We start from the raw sequence: 16,856 nt of genomic DNA on the forward strand, positions 1-16,856 counted from the left end.
AGAAGCTCCGAATGAGTACCGCTTCATATCCGTCGATAATTCCTATAAATACCGAAGTTGTCCTATGCTTTTCATTGTCTAATTCCAGTTTATTCCGCATTTGTTTTTCTCTGTATCCATATCGCTTTATTGCCAATAGGTTTAATATCGTCTTTGCTAAAGATTAAAAGATTTTAAGTAAAACGATCCGCTGTTTTTGTTAGCTTTATATGGATTATTGTCCATTTTATGAAGGGCATTCAGATTAACTTAAAGGATAACTAAAACAAAAAAATATGAACATTGAAGATCTGAGAGAATATTGTTTGTCTATTGGGCCAGTTATGGAGGAGACGCCATTTGGTCCGGATACACTGGTATTTAAGGTTGGTGGCAAGATTTTTTTATTGGTGGGACTGGATCAGATTGATGAGCTTCGGTTTAATGTGAAGTGTAATCCGGAGTGGGCAATTGAACTGCGTGAAAGGCATGAACACACAGTGCTTCCGGGGTATCATATGAATAAAAAGCATTGGAATACCATTATTGCTAATCGGGAACTTGATGATAGAAAGCTTGAAGAGTTAATTTTGCATAGCTATCAACTTATTGTCGAAAGCCTGCCTGTGAAGATTAGACAAGAAATAAGTGGGCGCTAAGTGTGGTTTACGTGTAAAGAATTAGTTGCTTGGTGCATAAAAGGTATTAAAAGGGCTGTTTTTGGAGCGAGGAATAGTAGCTTTGCTAACTCGATGTATCGCTCAATAACATCGATCATTAAATTTACACTAAATATTATTTTTATGAAACGAACACGAAATTACTCGTGGTTAATCTGTTTTATGCTTCTTTTCAGTTTGGGAAGTTGTATAAAGGAAGAAGCGCTAAATATGGAAGCGGATATTGTCGGTGTTCATGCCGATGAAGATGTCTTCTTGCTGAACCCGGTCATCTCAAATACGCAAGTTACACTTTATCTTCAGCCCAATATTCATGATCTTACCAAGTTGAATATGACTTTTGACCTGACTCCTGGTGCCTCGATTGAGCTTTTGAAGGATTCTTTGAAAATGCCGGTCGGAACTCAGGATATGAATAAAGTAATTGTTGATGAATTGCTAAAAAACGGCGTATATTATAAAGTTACGTCCGAAGATCATCAGTTTACAAAGAACTACCTGATTAAAATTGTGAAAACAGATGGTGGATTTGTTCCAACAGAATATGGCTTTGAAGATACGGCGATCGATAAAGATGATAAATACACCATATTTTACAATAAAATTGATGGCCAGGATTTCTATAATTGGGCTTCCGGAAATCCAAGTTTCTCCTTGACATTGAGCTTGGGAGGAGGTACAAAGGAGCCCGAGTCATATCCTACTAAAACGAGTTCGGATGCACATTCAGGATCGAAAGCGGCTTTATTGGAAACGAAGTTGACCGGTGCTTTTGGGGCGATGTTCAAGAAACCTATTGCTGCCGGAAATCTTTTTATAGGAGCGTTTGATACGGGGCCTGTATTGACAGATCCACTTTCGGCAACGCAGTTTGGTCTTCCTTTCAATCAGATACCGTTGGTTTTGGAAGGTTACTATAAATATAGTCCTGGCGCGACGGTGACGGACGAAAACATGAAGCCGGTCAATACCAAAGATTCCTGTGATATCTATGCGGTTTTTTATAATCGCAAGCAGCTGATGGATTCGGAGCCTGATCCGAAGAAGAAAGTTTCCTATTTGACCGGACATAATATTTTGAAAGATCCAAGTATAGTGGCTATAGCCAGGCTGGAAAATGGTGGCGCAACAGCGACCAATGGTTTTGTCAAGTTTACATTGCCATTTAAGTACACGGCGAAAGTAACTGATGCTGACGTTGCCAATTTGGATTATAGCATTGCTATTGTGATGTCTTCGAGTAAATATGGTGATAATTTTATTGGTGCTGTCGGTAGTAAGTTAACGGTGGATGATCTCAAAATTGTAACGAAGAAATAATGAAAATGATAAAATATACAATCGCAGTGGCTGCGATGGTTTTGATAGGGTCTGTTGCAAATGCGCAGGAAAATACATCGGGTGAAAGTAAATTAGGTTTTGATGTGATGGTTGGCAGTAAGATCGGCGGAGCCGCACCGCTTTCATTGCCACGTGAGATCCGAAAAATTAAAAGCTATAATCCGAATGTTCCCTTTTTTGTCGGAACAAGGGCAAACTATCGTATTGATCCCAAATGGGGAGTATCTTTGGGACTCGTCTTCGAAGGAAAGGGAATGGATACGAAAGCGACTGTTAAAGGATACAAGACGACATTCAATGCTGTGAATGATGCAAAAGAGGAGTTGAGAGGTTATTATACGGGTGATATTACAACTAAAGTGCATAATCTGTATCTGTCTGTGCCGATTCAAGCGACTTATCAGCTTTCAAATCGTTGGAATGTGCAGGCAGGTCCTTATATTTCTTTTGCGGTAAAAAAGGAATTCTATGGCGAGGCTTACAATGGCTATCTTAGACATGAAGAACCTACTGGAAATAAAATTGTTGTGGATAATGCCGATTATGATTTCTCGGAAAGTGTTAGGAGTATTGATGTTGGTATGAGTTTGGGAGCCCATTATGCTATTGACAAAAGATTTTTTGCGTTGGCACAGTTGGATTATGGCTTCAATAATATTATGAAAACCGGATTTGAAAGTATTAGTTTCGGATTGCATAATATCTTTATGAATGTTGGTATAGGTTATAAATTGAAATAGCTTTCATATCCGTAAAAAAGAAATGGCCGATTCTAGGATCGGCCATTTCTTTTTTATATGCTGTTCTGCTCATTTAAACCAATTTAAATGATGCGGAGTTTTACATTTTTAATCCGATTTCTCTTAAGCGTTCATCCAGGTACTGACCAGCGGTATAATCTTCGTAGACTTTCGGGTGTTCTGCATCGATGCAGGAATCTAATGAAGCCAAACTCATGGCGGATTTTGGGTGTAAAAAGAAAGGAATAGAAAAACGGGAAGTGCCCATTTTTTCACGTGGCGGGTTTACTACGCGATGCGTAGTGGATTTCAACTTATTGTTTGTTAACCGTTGCAACATATCACCCACATTGATGACGATATCTTCACCTTTGGCTTTGATAGGGAACCATTCTCCGTCTTTTGTCAATACTTCAAGTCCATCCGCACTAGCCCCAATCAATAAGGTGATGAGGTTGATATCTTCGTGAGCGCCTGCACGTACAGCATCTGGAGATAAGGCATCCGGATCGCTGATTGGGAAGTAGTGTATTGCACGTAGAATAGAATTACCGTTGATAACATATTTTTCAAAGTAATCTTCTTCCAGATCGAGGTAGGTAGCAATCGCTTTTAATAAGTCCCGGCCTGTATCTTCTAATTTTTTATAGACCTCAGCTGTCACACCATTAAAGCGAGGTATTTCAGCCACTTCAGGATTGTCCGGAAAATCAGCTTTGGAGTATTCTTCACCAACGATCGTTTGACCGCGTTGCCAAAATTCCTTTAAATCAGGAGTCTTCGCATCTTTCGCTTTTTCTCTTCCTTTTGCTGTATAGCCACGTTGACCTGCAAGTTCTGGAAATTCATATTTTTCCTTCGTCTCGGTCGGCAAACCAAAAAACTCAGGCACTACCTGATATAATTCTTCAATCAGCTCTTTTGATAAGCCATGATTTGCAATCGTTACAAAGCCCGTTTCGTTAAAAGCCTTGCCAATATCTTGGATGAATTGATTTCGTTGTTCTTGGGTTCCTTGAGTATAATGTAGCAAGTCCAAGCGAGGTATGTTTACTAAAGCCATACGGTGTTGATGTTTGTTCAGGACAAAGTTAACGGAATTAATTTTGATTATTAAACAGGGGCTGTTAATAAAAGTTTTGTGTTTTGTTTTATTTAGTTGTATTTCAGTGCTTAAAAGTTTTCCACATTTTCTATTATTGGCAAATTCAGCGAAGAAATATGAAGCGCAGTCATGCTGACGAATATATGACAAAATTTATATTTTGGATCTTGTTATTCTGATTACTAACTGGTATATTTGTTATGCAAGCATAATAAATAGCTTGTGAGTACGCTTATGAACCAAAATCAGACAATCGACTATTTTTTAAAAACAGGCTGGCAGACAATTGCCAATAAATATAATCAAATTGCTTCGCAGTACGGTTTTACCCAGGCCGCAGGTTATATTTTGATTAACATTCATAAAGAGGGTACACCTGTTTCTCAGATTGCAAATTTGACAGGAGTTAAAACAACTAGTTTGTCTCGGGTGTTGAATAATTTGGAGTCATTGGGATTTATATACCGTGAGACGAGTGAGACCGACAAGAGGTCAGTAAAAGTATACTTGACTGAATTGGGTCGGGAGAAAAGAAGAATTGCCAAGGATGTGGTGCGTAATTTCAATCAATACTTAGCGGATAATTTTTCAGAAAATGAACGTGATCAATTGATTGCTTCTTTAGCGAAACTCAATGAGCTTGCAACCAGTTACAAGGAAGAAGTAATCGTTTAGAAGTTAAACCAAATGTACAGAAGTGCATAATAAATATGTTATGATGAACAGAAATATTAGAAAAGTGGCGGTTCTCGGTTCGGGTGTTATGGGCTCGCGAATTGCTTGTCATTTTGCTAACATTGGTGTTGAGGTTTTATTGTTGGATATCGTTCCACGTGAACTGCTGCCAGCGGAACAAGCCAAAGGTCTCACGCTGGAGAGTAAGGTTGTTCGGGACCGAATTGTCAACAGCTCCCTAGAAACGGCTTTAAAAACAAACCCTTCGCCAATTTATAGCAAGTCATTTGTCAGACGTATCAAAACAGGTAATTTTGATGATAATCTAAAAGACATTGCTCATGTGGACTGGATCATAGAGGTTGTTGTTGAGCGACTTGATGTTAAAAAGTCTGTTTTTGAGCGTGTTGAGCAATTTCGTAAACCAGGAACATTGATTACTTCCAATACTTCTGGTATTCCTATTCATTTAATGACAGCGGACAGAAGTGAAGATTTTAAAGATCATTTCTGCGGTACACACTTCTTCAATCCGCCACGCTATCTTCCTTTATTGGAGGTTATTCCCACACCGCACACGAAGCCTGAGGTCGTTGACTTTATTCTTCATTTTGGCGATAAGATGCTGGGAAAATCTGTTGTATTATGTAAAGATACACCTGCATTTATTGGTAATCGTATCGGTGTTTATTCGATGTTGGCAGTTACTCATTTGGTAGAACCTCTTGGGTTGACAGTGGAAGAGGTCGACAAATATACCGGTCCTGCAATGGGGCATCCTAAATCGGCAACTTTTCGTACGGCTGATGTTGTAGGGCTTGATACCCTGGTGAATGTTGCCAATGGACTCGCACAAAATGCGCCTGAAGATGAAGCCAAGGGTGTCTTTCAACTTCCAACATTCATCAGTAAGATGGTAGAGAATAAATGGTTGGGTGAGAAAACCAAGAAAGGGTTTTATGAAAAAGTAAAAGCTGCCGATGGTAATTCGGAGATTTTGTCTCTAAATCTAAAAACACTGGAATTTGGTTCACAGCAAAAAGTGAAATCAGCAACTTTGGAAGCCACCAAGCCTGTGGAGGATATCCGCAAGCGGATGAAAGTATATGAACAAGGGGGAGATAAAGCGGCGGAACTTTTCCGTGCCATGCATTATCCATTGTTTGAATATGTATCTCGCCGTGTTCCCGAAATTACAGATGACTTCTTCCGCATTGATGATGCCATGCGTGCTGGATTTGGTTGGGAGTTAGGACCATTTGAAGTATGGGATGCGCTAGGTGTCCGAGAGACCTTAGCTAAAATTAAGGCCGAAGAAAAACGACTTCCAGGTCAGGATGGGGAGGTTGCTTCCTGGGTACACGAGATGTTGGAAGCGGGATGTGAATCATTCTATAAAATTGAAAATGGTGTACGTCACTATTATGATATTGCGACCAAATCTTATAAAGCTATTCCCGGAACGGAAGATCTGATCGTATTGGATCATATTCGGGAAAGTAACACAATCTGGAAAAATACGGGGGTTTCTATTATTGATCTTGGCGATGGTATCATTAACTGTGAATTTCATACCAAGATGAATACCATCGGCGGCGATGTTATCCAGGGCTTGAATAAAGCTATTGATCTCGCTGAAAAGGAATATCGCGGTTTAGTGGTGTCCAATGATGGGAAGAACTTTTCTGCTGGCGCCAACATTGGAATGATTTTCATGATGGCCGTAGAACAGGATTTTGATGAATTGAATATGGCAGTCCGTGCCTTTCAAAATACATCCATGCGCTTACGCTATTCGTCAATACCTGTAGTCGTTGCGCCATTTCAAATGACCCTCGGTGGGGGCTGTGAATTCTCCATGCATGCTGATTTTGTGCAGGCTCACGCCGAAACCTATATGGGCTTGGTTGAACTTGGCGTTGGTGTTATTCCCGGTGGCGGTGGAACCAAAGAATTTACACTACGTGCCTCGGAGGAATTTAAGGAGGATCAGATTGTTCAGAACACCTTGAAAGATAAATTCCTGACCATTGGGCAGGCGAAAGTTTCGACTTCTGCTTATGAAGCCTATGAACTCGGCTATTTGCAGAAAGATAAATTTGCAATTACAATGAACCGTGCCCGCCTTTTGGCAGATGCCAAAGCAAAGGCATTGGAATTGGCTGATGCGGGTTATATTCAGCCTGCTCCACGCAATGATATCAGGGTTTTAGGAAACCAAGGATTGGGGATCGTGTATGTGGGGGCTTCGTCGATGCGTGAAGGTAATTATATCTCTGATTATGATCGAAAGATCTCAGAAAAACTAGGCTGGGTGATGTGTGGTGGAAATTTATCGTCACCGACCGAAGTATCTGAACAGTATCTACTGGATCTTGAACGTAAAACTTTCCTCGAGCTTTGTGCCGAACGCAAAACGCTTGAAAGGATTCAATTTATGCTGACCAAGGGTAAGCCTTTACGGAACTAAAAATCACTACTCACGAAAAAAATAAAAATAATGGAAGCATACATAGTAGCAGGATTTCGTACAGCAGTAGGCAAAGCGCCGCGGGGAGTATTTCGCTTCATGCGGGCGGATGATTTAGCCACGGATGTTATTAAACATCTTGTATCCACTGTGCCAAATTTAAATAAAGAAGATATAGACGATGTCATCGTTGGGAATGCGATGCCGGAAGCGGAGCAGGGACTCAATATGGCTCGTTTCATTTCACTGATGGGATTGGATACGGATAAGGTCCCGGGAGTAACCGTTAATCGGTACTGCGCTTCAGGTTTGGAGACTATTGCAACAGCGGTCGCAAAGATCAAGACTGGCATGGCAGATGTTATTATCGCCGGTGGGGTAGAGGTGATGTCCGGAATGCCCTTTGGAGGTTGGAAAATTGTTCCTAATCCTGTCGTAGCAAAAGAGCATCCCGATTGGTATTGGGGTATGGGATTGACTGCCGAAGCTGTAGCCAAAGATTACAATGTCTCACGTGAAGATCAGGATGCTTTTGCACTTAAATCAAATCAAAAGGCAGTTGCAGCTATTCAAAATGGTCATTTGAAAGATGGTATTGTGCCTATCACCGTAAAGGAAAATTACTTGAAAGACGGCAAGATTGCAACGCGTGAATATGTCGTTGATACGGATGAAGGTCCTCGAGCTGATACTTCCCTGGAGGCTTTAGGGAAATTAAAACCAGTTTTTGCAGCGAATGGTTCCGTGACAGCAGGGAATTCCTCACAAACTTCTGATGGGGCTGCATTTGTCTTGGTGATGTCTGAAGCAAAAGTGAAAGAGCTTGGTGTAAAACCTATAGCAAAGCTCGTTAGTTTTGCTGTAGCAGGTGTTCCACCTCGCATTATGGGTATTGGACCTATCTATGCCATACCCAAGGCTTTGGCAAGAGCCGGTCTTAAAAAGGAAGATATTGATCTCTTTGAGCTGAATGAAGCTTTCGCCTCTCAATCGCTAGCCGTAATTCGTGAACTTGGATTAGACGAAGAGAAAGTAAATGTCAATGGCGGTGCCATCGCTTTAGGGCATCCTCTTGGATGTACAGGAGCTAAATTGACGGTCCAAGTCTTAAACGAGTTGAAACGCAGAGGCAAAAAATATGGCATGGTGACGATGTGTGTCGGAACTGGTCAAGGAGCTGCTGGTATTTTTGAGTTATTGGACTAAAATTAGCCGCTAAGAATAGCAATATAAACGAAATATGGATCTCTGATCTCATAACGCATAGAAGTATTTAAAAACATGGTGGACAGTAGCGTCACTAAGCAGTGATTATCTGGTCCATATAAATCTAAAAAGACAATGAGCGAAAATAAAGCAATTAAAGGCGGAGAGTTCGTGATTAGAGAGACTCCCTATACAGCCGTTTTTATTCCGGAAGAATTTGATGAAGAAGCCAAAATGATTCGTCAGACCTGCTTGGATTTCTTGGATACGGAAGTATTGAACAAGCTGGACCGTATCGATGCGCAAGAAGAAGGACTTATGCCTAGTTTGATGGATAAGGCCGGTGAACTGGGGATGTTGGGTGTTTCTATTCCCGAAGAATATGGTGGTTTCGGCAAGAATTTCAACACTTCTATGCTTGTTGCCGATGCGGTAGGTGGCGGGTTTTCTTTTGCTGTCGCATTGTCTGCTCATACGGGAATCGGTACGCTGCCTATTTTGTATTATGGTAATGATGCCCAAAAGGCAAAATATGTTCCAAAGCTTGCTACCGGTGAATGGAAGGCGTCGTATTGTTTGACAGAGCCCAATGCTGGGTCGGACGCAAATTCGGGCCGTACTTCCGCAAAATTAAATGCCGAGGGGACACATTATTTGATCAACGGGCAAAAAATGTGGATTACAAACGGTGGTTTTGCAGATATCTTCATCGTATTTGCAAAAATCGATGATGATACAAACCTGACGGCATTTATTGTCGAGAAAGACTTTGGTGGCATCACGATGAATCCTGAAGAACATAAATTGGGTATCAAGGGATCTTCAACACGTCAGATCTTTTTCAACGATTGCGCCGTTCCTGTAGAGAATATGCTTTCTGATCGTGAAAATGGATTTAAGATTGCTGTAAATATCCTGAATATTGGTCGTATAAAACTGGGCGCTGCCACGATCGGTTCGGCACGTATGGTGATCAACCATGCGGTGCAGTACGCCAATGAACGTGTGCAGTTTAATCTGCCGATTTCTAAATTTGGCGCCATTCGTTATAAGCTGGCTGAGATGGCAACACGTTTGTTTGCTGTGGAGTCGGCATCGTATCGTGCCGGTCAAAATATTGATGATGCCTACGATGCATTGATTGCCGGCGGGATGGATGAAGCAAAAGCAAAATTGAAGTCGGTGGAGCAGTTTGCAATTGAGTGTGCTATCATCAAAGTATGGTGCTCGGAGATGTTGGATTATGTGGTAGACGAAGGGGTACAGATTTATGGTGGAATGGGGTACTCAGCAGATGCGCCAATGGAACGCGCTTATCGGGATTCACGGATCAACAGGATCTTTGAAGGTACGAATGAAGTGAATCGATTGCTTGTCGTTGACATGCTGTTAAAACGGGCCATGAAGGGTGAATTGGATCTGATGGATCCTGCGCAAGCTGTAGCCGGAGAGCTTCTCGCTATTCCGGATTTTGGTGAAGAGGACGATGCACCTTTTGCTGCAGAAAAGAAAATTGTGGCAAACCTTAAAAAAGCAGGATTATTGATTGCGGGAGCAGCAGTGCAAAAATTGATGATGTCTCTTTCCAAAGAAGAGGAAATCCTCATGAATATTGCAGATATTATCGGGTATGTTTATATCACCGAGTCAGTTTTGTTGCGCGCAGAAAAATTGCTGCATACAGGATCTGATAAAGCAGACTATGCAAAAGATATGGCTAAGATCTATCTGTATGGCGCTATTGATAAAATCAGCGCTGCCGGTAAAGAAGCATTATATTCTTTTGGTGAAGGTGATGAACTGAATATGATGTTGGTTGGTTTGCGCAGATTCACGAAAGCACAGCCATTTAATGTGAAAGATGCACGTCAGCGAATCGCAAAGAAATTGATAGATGAGAATAAATATTGTTTTTGATTGATAATAGATTATTGGTTTTGGTTGATGGCCGGAGAGAAATCTTCGGCCATTTTTGTGTTACAATCCTAGAAAGTCACTGTAATTATGCTAAATTTAACCTTTTAAACCCTAACCATTATATGACATCTTCAAGATCATTTACATTTACAGAAGACTGGGTAGTCGTCATTTTGGGGATCGCTACCATATTTCTCGCACTCTCAGGAATTGTTGCGCCAGTACCTGGTTTTTCGTGGAGTAATTCCGCCGAACTCGTCACAACGGTTTTCGACCCGACAAATTTAATGAAGCTTTTTGAGCAGTTTATTTTTGTATTCGTTACCGCGATATTGGGTGCCTTTCTTTTGGGGAAATCTGTAAAACATTTATTCGTTGTATTTCCTGTTGTATTTATCCTTACCGTATTTGCATTGGTGCTGGCAGGGAATGCAACGGTTAAAGAATACAATCTCGAAGCTGTAATTTTTAGTTTGATTATCGGTTTAGTCATCAGCAATTGCTTTAAACTGCCGAATTGGTTTAAAGAGGCGCTCAGTACCGAGCTGTATGTCAAGATAGGCCTAATTCTGCTCGGGACTACCGTGATCTTCGGGGATATCCTGAAAGCGGGATCCTTGGGACTTATTCAAGCGCTGGCTGTCGTATTGTCTGTTTGGTACTTTGCGTTCTGGATCTGTAAAAAATTAAAGATTGACAAGGAGATGTCGCTGATGCTGTCGAGTGCAGTATCTATTTGTGGTGTTTCCGCAGCGATAGCAACTTCGGGAGCAATCAAAGGCGATAGCAAAAAGCTTTCCTATGTCATTTCACTGGTCCTTATTACAGCGATTCCAATGATGATTTTCATGCCTTATATGGCGGAGTGGATGGGCTTGTCGCAAGAAGTTACCGGTGCTTGGCTCGGCGGGAGTATTGATACAACTGGTGCTGTCGTGGCTTCAGGTTCGCTGGTAGGAGAAGAAGCGTTGAAGATCAGTACCATTGTGAAATTTTCCCAAAACGTATTGTTGGGGCTGGCTGCTTTTGCAATCAGTATTTATTGGACTTATGCGAAATCGGTTGATGATGAAACCAAGCGGGATAAGCCTACGCTAAAAATTATATGGGAACGTTTCCCGAAGTTTGTGTTGGGATTTGTATTTGCATCGCTGCTCTTTTCATTCGTGATATCTCCCGAGAAGATTGATGCCGTCAAAGGAAGTTTGAAAAATTTACAGGGCCTCTGGTTTACCTTGGCATTTACATCCATTGGTTTGGAAACGAACTTTAAGGATCTTTTTGCTCAAGATAACAAGAAACCGCTATATGCTTTTCTGATTGCGCAGACTTTTAATGTTATTATTACCTTATTGATTGCTCTGGTGCTATTTCGCTAAGACGGTAAGTGTTTCAAGGTGAAATAGATCGTTAAAATATGACTGTAAAGATGGCCGTCTAACTAGGACGGCTTTTTTTATGCTTTTTCATCAAGGGTTTATGCGTGAATTTTTTTCTGATTCGTAGCACAGATCTTCGTTTTTTATAAAATCGCTTGCTTCTTGATTTTCGCTGGATTGTTGGTGATTAGGATGGCTGCCTTCATGATTTTTTTCATGCTGAAAGAAATTCGAAGCACTTTTTATTTGCTTTAAGTGTCTTAAAATTAAGGTTTAATGGCTTTTTTTAAAAAATATATCATTAAATCTATCAAATTAGTAGTCTTTTAAAAAATATTTATATATTTGTATCGTTATCTGATTTACAGATAAATAGGAAGGCGGGCAAAAAGGACTGACTTGATTATGAATCGAACTAGCCATGAAATTGATTTTATAAAAAAGAAATGTGATGAAAGTTGTTTGAAATTGCCGCCTGATAAGTGCATATACGGATTCGTTTATGCAGCAGGAAATAAAAGAAAATAACAAGATAAAAAGAATGAAACAAAATTACTCTCCAAAAACAAATTTATTGGTTGCTTCGGTAGAAGGATCTGTTGTTACCCTAAAAAGTGACAAGAAACGAATGTGTTGTTAAAATTTCTCTCTTACACTCTCTTATATTAGAAAAGGGAAGCCGAGGCTTCCCTTTTACAAAGTTTTAACAATGAAGCAAGTATCGATTGGCGTTGGCACTTGTTTTAGATTCACCATTAAACTGAATAAATTTATGAAAAAAAATGCTATTTTTCGAATTAGCGTCATTTTTAGCTTGCTTTTAACAGGTTCTTACCATACCTACGCGCAAGTAGAAAACCCTAAACCTATTATAAATGCCTCGTTAACAGGTACCGTAATTGACGCCGTAACAAAAGAGCCCCTGCAAGGCGTAACGGTTCAGTTGGAGGCCGTTACACACCAGGTGAAAACCGACAGTAAAGGCGTTTTCCAGTTTGTAACTGGACAAAAATTGCCATTTTCATTGATCGTATCCATTGTTGGTTATCAAACTCGTCATATCGTGGTGGACCATTCTCCAGCAGTGATTGAGCTTACCCCACGATTGGAAGCATTGGATCAAGTAGTGGTCACCGCACGCCGTCGTAAGGAGCAGTTACAGGATGTTCCGATTCCCGTATCGATTATTCGTGGCGCTGCATTGGAGGATGCAGGGGCATTTAATGTCAATCGACTGAAAGAGCTTGTACCTACAGTTCAGTTATATGCATCGAATGCACGTAATACGACGCTTAATATCCGGGGACTGGGCTCAACTTATGGCCTCACCAATGATGGTATCGATCCTGGTGTAGGATTTTATCTTGATGGTGTATATATCGCCCGCCCTGCCGCGACTTGGCTGGACTTTATTGATATCGACCAGATAGAGGTGCTACGTGGACCTCAAGGTACACTCTTTGGAAAGAATACAACAGCAGGTGCATTTAATATAACCTCACGTTTACCACAATTCACACCAGAGGCCAATGTGGAAGTCAGCTACGGAAACCAAGGTTTTATTCAGGCGAAGACTTCAATCTCGGGGCCATTGGCCAAAAACCTGGCTGCGAGAGCTTCTTTCTCTGGCACACAGCGGGATGGAAACTTGTTTAATGTACATACCAATAGGAAGATCAATGATATCAACAACCTGGGCTTTAGAGGGCAATTGCTGTTTACCCCAACCGAGAATATCAAACTGGTGCTTTCGGGTGATGTGTCATCACAAAAACCCGATGGTTACGGCTGGGCGGTTGCCGGAGTTGTAAAAACACAGCGTGCAGACTACAGACAATTTGATGCAATTATTAAAGATCTGGGCTACGAGTTGCCTTATAAAAGTGCCTTCGAGCGTAAGATAGATTTGGATACGCAATCTAAAGCTGATAATAAATTGGGTGGGGTCGCATTGAATGCCGATATCAAGATTGGAGAAGGGACACTGACCTCAACCTCTGCGTGGCGGACATGGACATGGGTCCCGCTCAATGACCGCGATTATTTAGGACTTCCGGTATACACCGTTTCAGCAGGTAATTCCGTCCATAACCAGTGGTCACAGGAGTTCAGATACTCTGGAAAAATCAGTGAAAAGGTTAGCGGGGTTGTCGGTTTATTTGGCCTTTGGCAGGATCTGGGCACAGATCCCGTACATACCGAAGAAACAGGATCTGCCTTTTGGCGTTTTCAAAAAAGCTCTACCAGTGCTTTGTGGCAGACACCGGGATTATTTGACAATTTTGGAATCAAGACCGTTTACGGGATTAAAAGCACAAGCTTGGCAGCCTATACACAGATTGATTGGGCTGTGACGCCAAAATTACATATCCTCCCAGGGCTGCGCTACAATTACGATAAAAAGGTGGCCAACTACGATAGGCAGACCTATGGTGGTTTGCAGACCTCAGATCCCGCCCTGCTTGCCTTAAAGAACGGTGTATATACCAATCAGACTTTTGATGTCAATGCGGATGCAGACAATTTCTCTGGTCAACTCTCCGCAAGATATCGCTTCAATCCAAAGATAAATGCTTACGCAACGTATTCCATCAGCTATAAACCTGTCGGTATCAACGTCGGCGGATTGCCGACAGCCAATGGAGCAGTGTTGCTGGATCTCGCCGAAGTAAAACCTGAGGCTGTCCGTCATAAGGAAATTGGTGTGAAGACGAATCCAACACGCAATTCACTGCTCAATCTGACCGTCTACCAAACGGATATCAAAGACTACCAGACCCAAGTGCAGACTCCTGAACCAGGGGTGAACCGTGGTTATCTGGCCAATGCCGAGAAGGTGCGTGTAAAGGGTGTTGAATTGGATGGAAACATCAACATCGGACATTTTCTCCGATTGAATGGAGCACTGGCCTATACAGATGCCAAGTATGTCAAATTTACCAATGCACCTGTCCCTTTAGAAGAGGTTGGCGGAGCTCAGGCTTTTAAAGATATTTCTGGTGGCGTCCTTCCTGGTGTTTCCAAATGGTCCTGGTCGCTGGGTGGCGAAGCGAATAAAAGCGGTAAGCTGATCGGGCTTAATGGATCTTACTTTTTAGGTGCAGACCTATTTCACCGTTCTAAATTTTCGTCCAGTTCTTCACCATCCCAATACCTAAATATTGATGCCTATTCGGTCTTGAACGCCAGGCTAGGATTCAGGGGATCGAATGGTATTTCGGTGTTTGTGTGGAGTAGAAATCTAACAAATAAAGATTACTACGAGCAGTTGCTGGCGGCACCTGGAAGTTATGGGCAATACGCAGGTGTAGTTGCAGATCCGAGGACTTACGGCGTTACACTGCGATACAATTGGAAACAAGGGAATTAAATCCGTAATTCATAGTATATTCTTATCGACCGTCTCCATTTTATCATGGGGACGGTTTTTGTTTTTTCGGTAATTTTGAATAGCTCCTTTTTTTATATATGGAAATTTGTATATTAAATCATCATTAAGGTGAATGATTTGCGCATGAACGAAAAAGAGCTTTTACAACACTATAAAACAAGCGGTGACTTGTCTACACTGGGGAAACTATATTCGCCCTATATGTCTTTGCTTTATGGTGTGTGCTTTAAATACTTACAGGATCCCGATCGTAGTCAGGATGCTGTGATGCAGATATTTGAAGAACTGATACCGAAGCTTCGTCAATATGAAGTCGATAATTTTAAGAGCTGGTTACACGTTTACAGTAAAAATTATTGCCTTATGCAATTACGTAAGGATAAGCGGACGACGCAGGTTGATATTGAAAACAATTTGTTTGAAAGCGAACAAAAGCTAAATGATACCAGTGAAGCGAAGTGGGAAGAAAAGGATTTCGAGAAACTGGAAGGCTGTATGCAAACTTTAAACCGCGAACAAGAGGAATGTGTACGTTTGTTCTATCTCGAGCAAAAATGTTATAAAGATATTGCAGATTTGACTGGATATGATTTGAATAAGGTCAAAAGTGCTATTCAAAATGGAAAGCGCAATCTGAAAATCTGTATGGAAAGGAAAGAAAATGGAAAATAATTATCAATTATCAAGGATCCATAATTACATCCATGGTTTGATGAGTAAAGAGGAGATGTTTCAGTTGGAACGTGAAGCGTTGGAAGATCCCTTTTTACAAGATGCCATCGATGGTTACCGATTGCAAAATGGTGTGGATGCCCGGCAATTGAGCCTATTGCAACAACGCCTGAATCGTAGGGTGGAAGATACTGTTGCAACAAGACACGCCCAGTATTTCACATGGCAGCGTTTGGCCATAGGTGCTACCGCGGGTGTACTTTTTGTGACTTTATTGGCCCTGTTATATTTTAAACATTTTAGCGGTAAAGCTGAGCGCACAACGGATGTAGAATTAAGTGAACCTGAAAATAGGGTATCTGTTCAACCTTTGCTGGATGGGGGGGATGCAACACCCCGTGAAGGATGGAAAATTTTTGAACAGTACCTCAACCAGAAGTCCGTAGCGCCTGCAGGAGGTGGCGAAATTATTGTCAATTTTACAGTCGACAAAAATGGAGTGCCCACTAATATTAGTACCGAAGGGCAACCCGATCAATCACTCTATAATGAAACGGTTCGCCTTCTCCAGAATGGACCAAAATGGCAGGGAACAAAAGGACGTTTAAAGATTGTTTTCCCCGCGAAAGCGGAAAATAATCCGGCACAAGCAGCTGTCATTAAACCTCCGCATTGTTTTGGAATTGAGAAGAAATAGAAGTGATCTGATAAAAGCAGCGAGCCATTTCTTTCATAGGAAATGGCTCGCTGCTCTTTTTATAGGGTCTGAATTACTTAAAATGCATATCTCAGGCCCAGTTGTACTTGATAAGGATTACCATTTAAGTTAGATACGCCAACGCCTGAACTCATATTATAAACATATTGTTGATTCGCTGCATCAAAGCTTTTGATGGCATATAGATTTTGTTTACCCAGATTGTGTCCTACGCCCCAAGTTTTTTTCAAAAGGTTGGCTACATTGAAAATGTCTATCGAAGCTTCGATGCCATGTTTCTTGTAAACTTTTAGATTTTTGGCCAAGTGCAAGTCAAATACGCCATAAAAACCGTTGATGCCTCCGTTACGTTCGGCTATGCGGTCGAGGTTTCCATTGATGTATTTTTTGATGCTTTGCTCTGCATTTGGATCGTCTAAAATAGCTTGAATGCCGGTTTTGATGTAATCGGGGGTGTTTTTGTTATTTGGATCGTATACGAAGGCAAGATCGTTGGAATTTACAAAATCACCGTTGACATTCCCATTGACCGCTAAAGAATAGCGTGTTCCTGCAATTCCGCTGAAACGTAAACCCATCGAAA

The 16,856-nt window shown here is 41.3% G+C and carries 12 protein-coding genes and 1 pseudogene; 11 read left to right on the forward strand and 2 right to left on the reverse strand.

Features of this window, described 5'->3' with window-relative positions; translation table 11 throughout:
* Positions 1-275: 275 nt before the first annotated feature.
* From B2X72_RS03465 to B2X72_RS03475, 3 genes are all read left to right on the forward strand, one after another.
* Entirely contained in the window at positions 276-638 is a 363-nt protein-coding gene (locus tag B2X72_RS03465; protein WP_088163171.1) for an MmcQ/YjbR family DNA-binding protein, read from the forward strand.
* A 144-nt stretch (positions 639-782) separates the two neighbouring features.
* Complete coding sequence (locus B2X72_RS03470; RefSeq protein ID WP_286848277.1) at positions 783-1,979, forward strand: PCMD domain-containing protein; 1,197 nt, start codon at positions 783-785, stop codon at positions 1,977-1,979.
* A 5-nt stretch (positions 1,980-1,984) separates the two neighbouring features.
* Positions 1,985-2,740 carry a porin family protein gene (locus B2X72_RS03475; protein ID WP_232475631.1) on the forward strand — a complete coding sequence of 252 codons (756 nt, stop codon included), beginning with the start codon at positions 1,985-1,987 and terminating at the stop codon, positions 2,738-2,740.
* Positions 2,741-2,840: 100 nt separating this feature from the next.
* Here B2X72_RS03475 and B2X72_RS03480 read toward each other — a convergent pair whose 3' ends face one another.
* Positions 2,841-3,803 carry an isopenicillin N synthase family dioxygenase gene (locus B2X72_RS03480; RefSeq protein ID WP_088163168.1) on the reverse strand — a complete coding sequence of 321 codons (963 nt, stop codon included), beginning with the start codon at positions 3,801-3,803 and terminating at the stop codon, positions 2,841-2,843.
* A gap of 276 nt (positions 3,804-4,079) precedes the next feature.
* On the opposite strand from B2X72_RS03480, the gene B2X72_RS03485 reads away from it, so the two are divergent.
* The 8 genes from B2X72_RS03485 to B2X72_RS03520 all read left to right on the forward strand — a co-directional run bounded on the left by B2X72_RS03485 (position 4,080) and on the right by B2X72_RS03520 (position 16,252).
* Positions 4,080-4,520, forward strand: a complete 441-nt coding sequence (locus B2X72_RS03485) for a MarR family winged helix-turn-helix transcriptional regulator (protein ID WP_075995002.1) — start codon at positions 4,080-4,082, stop codon at positions 4,518-4,520.
* Positions 4,521-4,560: 40 nt separating this feature from the next.
* A complete protein-coding gene (locus tag B2X72_RS03490) occupies positions 4,561-6,990 on the forward strand; it encodes a 3-hydroxyacyl-CoA dehydrogenase/enoyl-CoA hydratase family protein (RefSeq protein ID WP_286848279.1) in 2,430 nt (809 codons plus the stop codon).
* Positions 6,991-7,020: 30 nt separating this feature from the next.
* Positions 7,021-8,196, forward strand: coding sequence for an acetyl-CoA C-acyltransferase (locus tag B2X72_RS03495; RefSeq protein ID WP_088163166.1), 1,176 nt, complete (start codon positions 7,021-7,023; stop codon positions 8,194-8,196).
* Between the two features lie 135 nt (positions 8,197-8,331).
* Entirely contained in the window at positions 8,332-10,113 is a 1,782-nt protein-coding gene (locus B2X72_RS03500; RefSeq protein WP_088163165.1) for an acyl-CoA dehydrogenase family protein, read from the forward strand.
* A gap of 122 nt (positions 10,114-10,235) precedes the next feature.
* Positions 10,236-11,492 (forward strand): YeiH family protein, encoded by a 1,257-nt coding sequence (locus B2X72_RS03505; protein WP_088163164.1) that lies wholly within the window; start codon positions 10,236-10,238, stop codon positions 11,490-11,492.
* Between the two features lie 772 nt (positions 11,493-12,264).
* Positions 12,265-14,862 carry a TonB-dependent receptor gene (locus B2X72_RS03510; RefSeq protein ID WP_075995000.1) on the forward strand — a complete coding sequence of 866 codons (2,598 nt, stop codon included), beginning with the start codon at positions 12,265-12,267 and terminating at the stop codon, positions 14,860-14,862.
* A gap of 144 nt (positions 14,863-15,006) precedes the next feature.
* Positions 15,007-15,555: an RNA polymerase sigma factor gene (locus B2X72_RS03515; RefSeq protein ID WP_075994424.1), complete on the forward strand. Its 549-nt coding sequence runs from the start codon at positions 15,007-15,009 to the stop codon at positions 15,553-15,555.
* Entirely contained in the window at positions 15,545-16,252 is a 708-nt protein-coding gene (locus tag B2X72_RS03520) for a hypothetical protein (RefSeq protein ID WP_198385998.1), read from the forward strand. The genes B2X72_RS03515 and B2X72_RS03520 overlap by 11 nt, the downstream gene beginning before the upstream one ends.
* Before the next feature lie 77 nt (positions 16,253-16,329).
* Here B2X72_RS03520 and B2X72_RS03525 read toward each other — a convergent pair.
* Positions 16,330-16,856, reverse strand: a pseudogene (locus B2X72_RS03525) (TonB-dependent receptor); the annotation flags it as partial.

Origin of the sequence: Sphingobacterium sp. UBA7253, assembly GCF_002472745.1 — a bacterium.
Lineage (GTDB): Bacteria > Bacteroidota > Bacteroidia > Sphingobacteriales > Sphingobacteriaceae > Sphingobacterium > Sphingobacterium siyangense.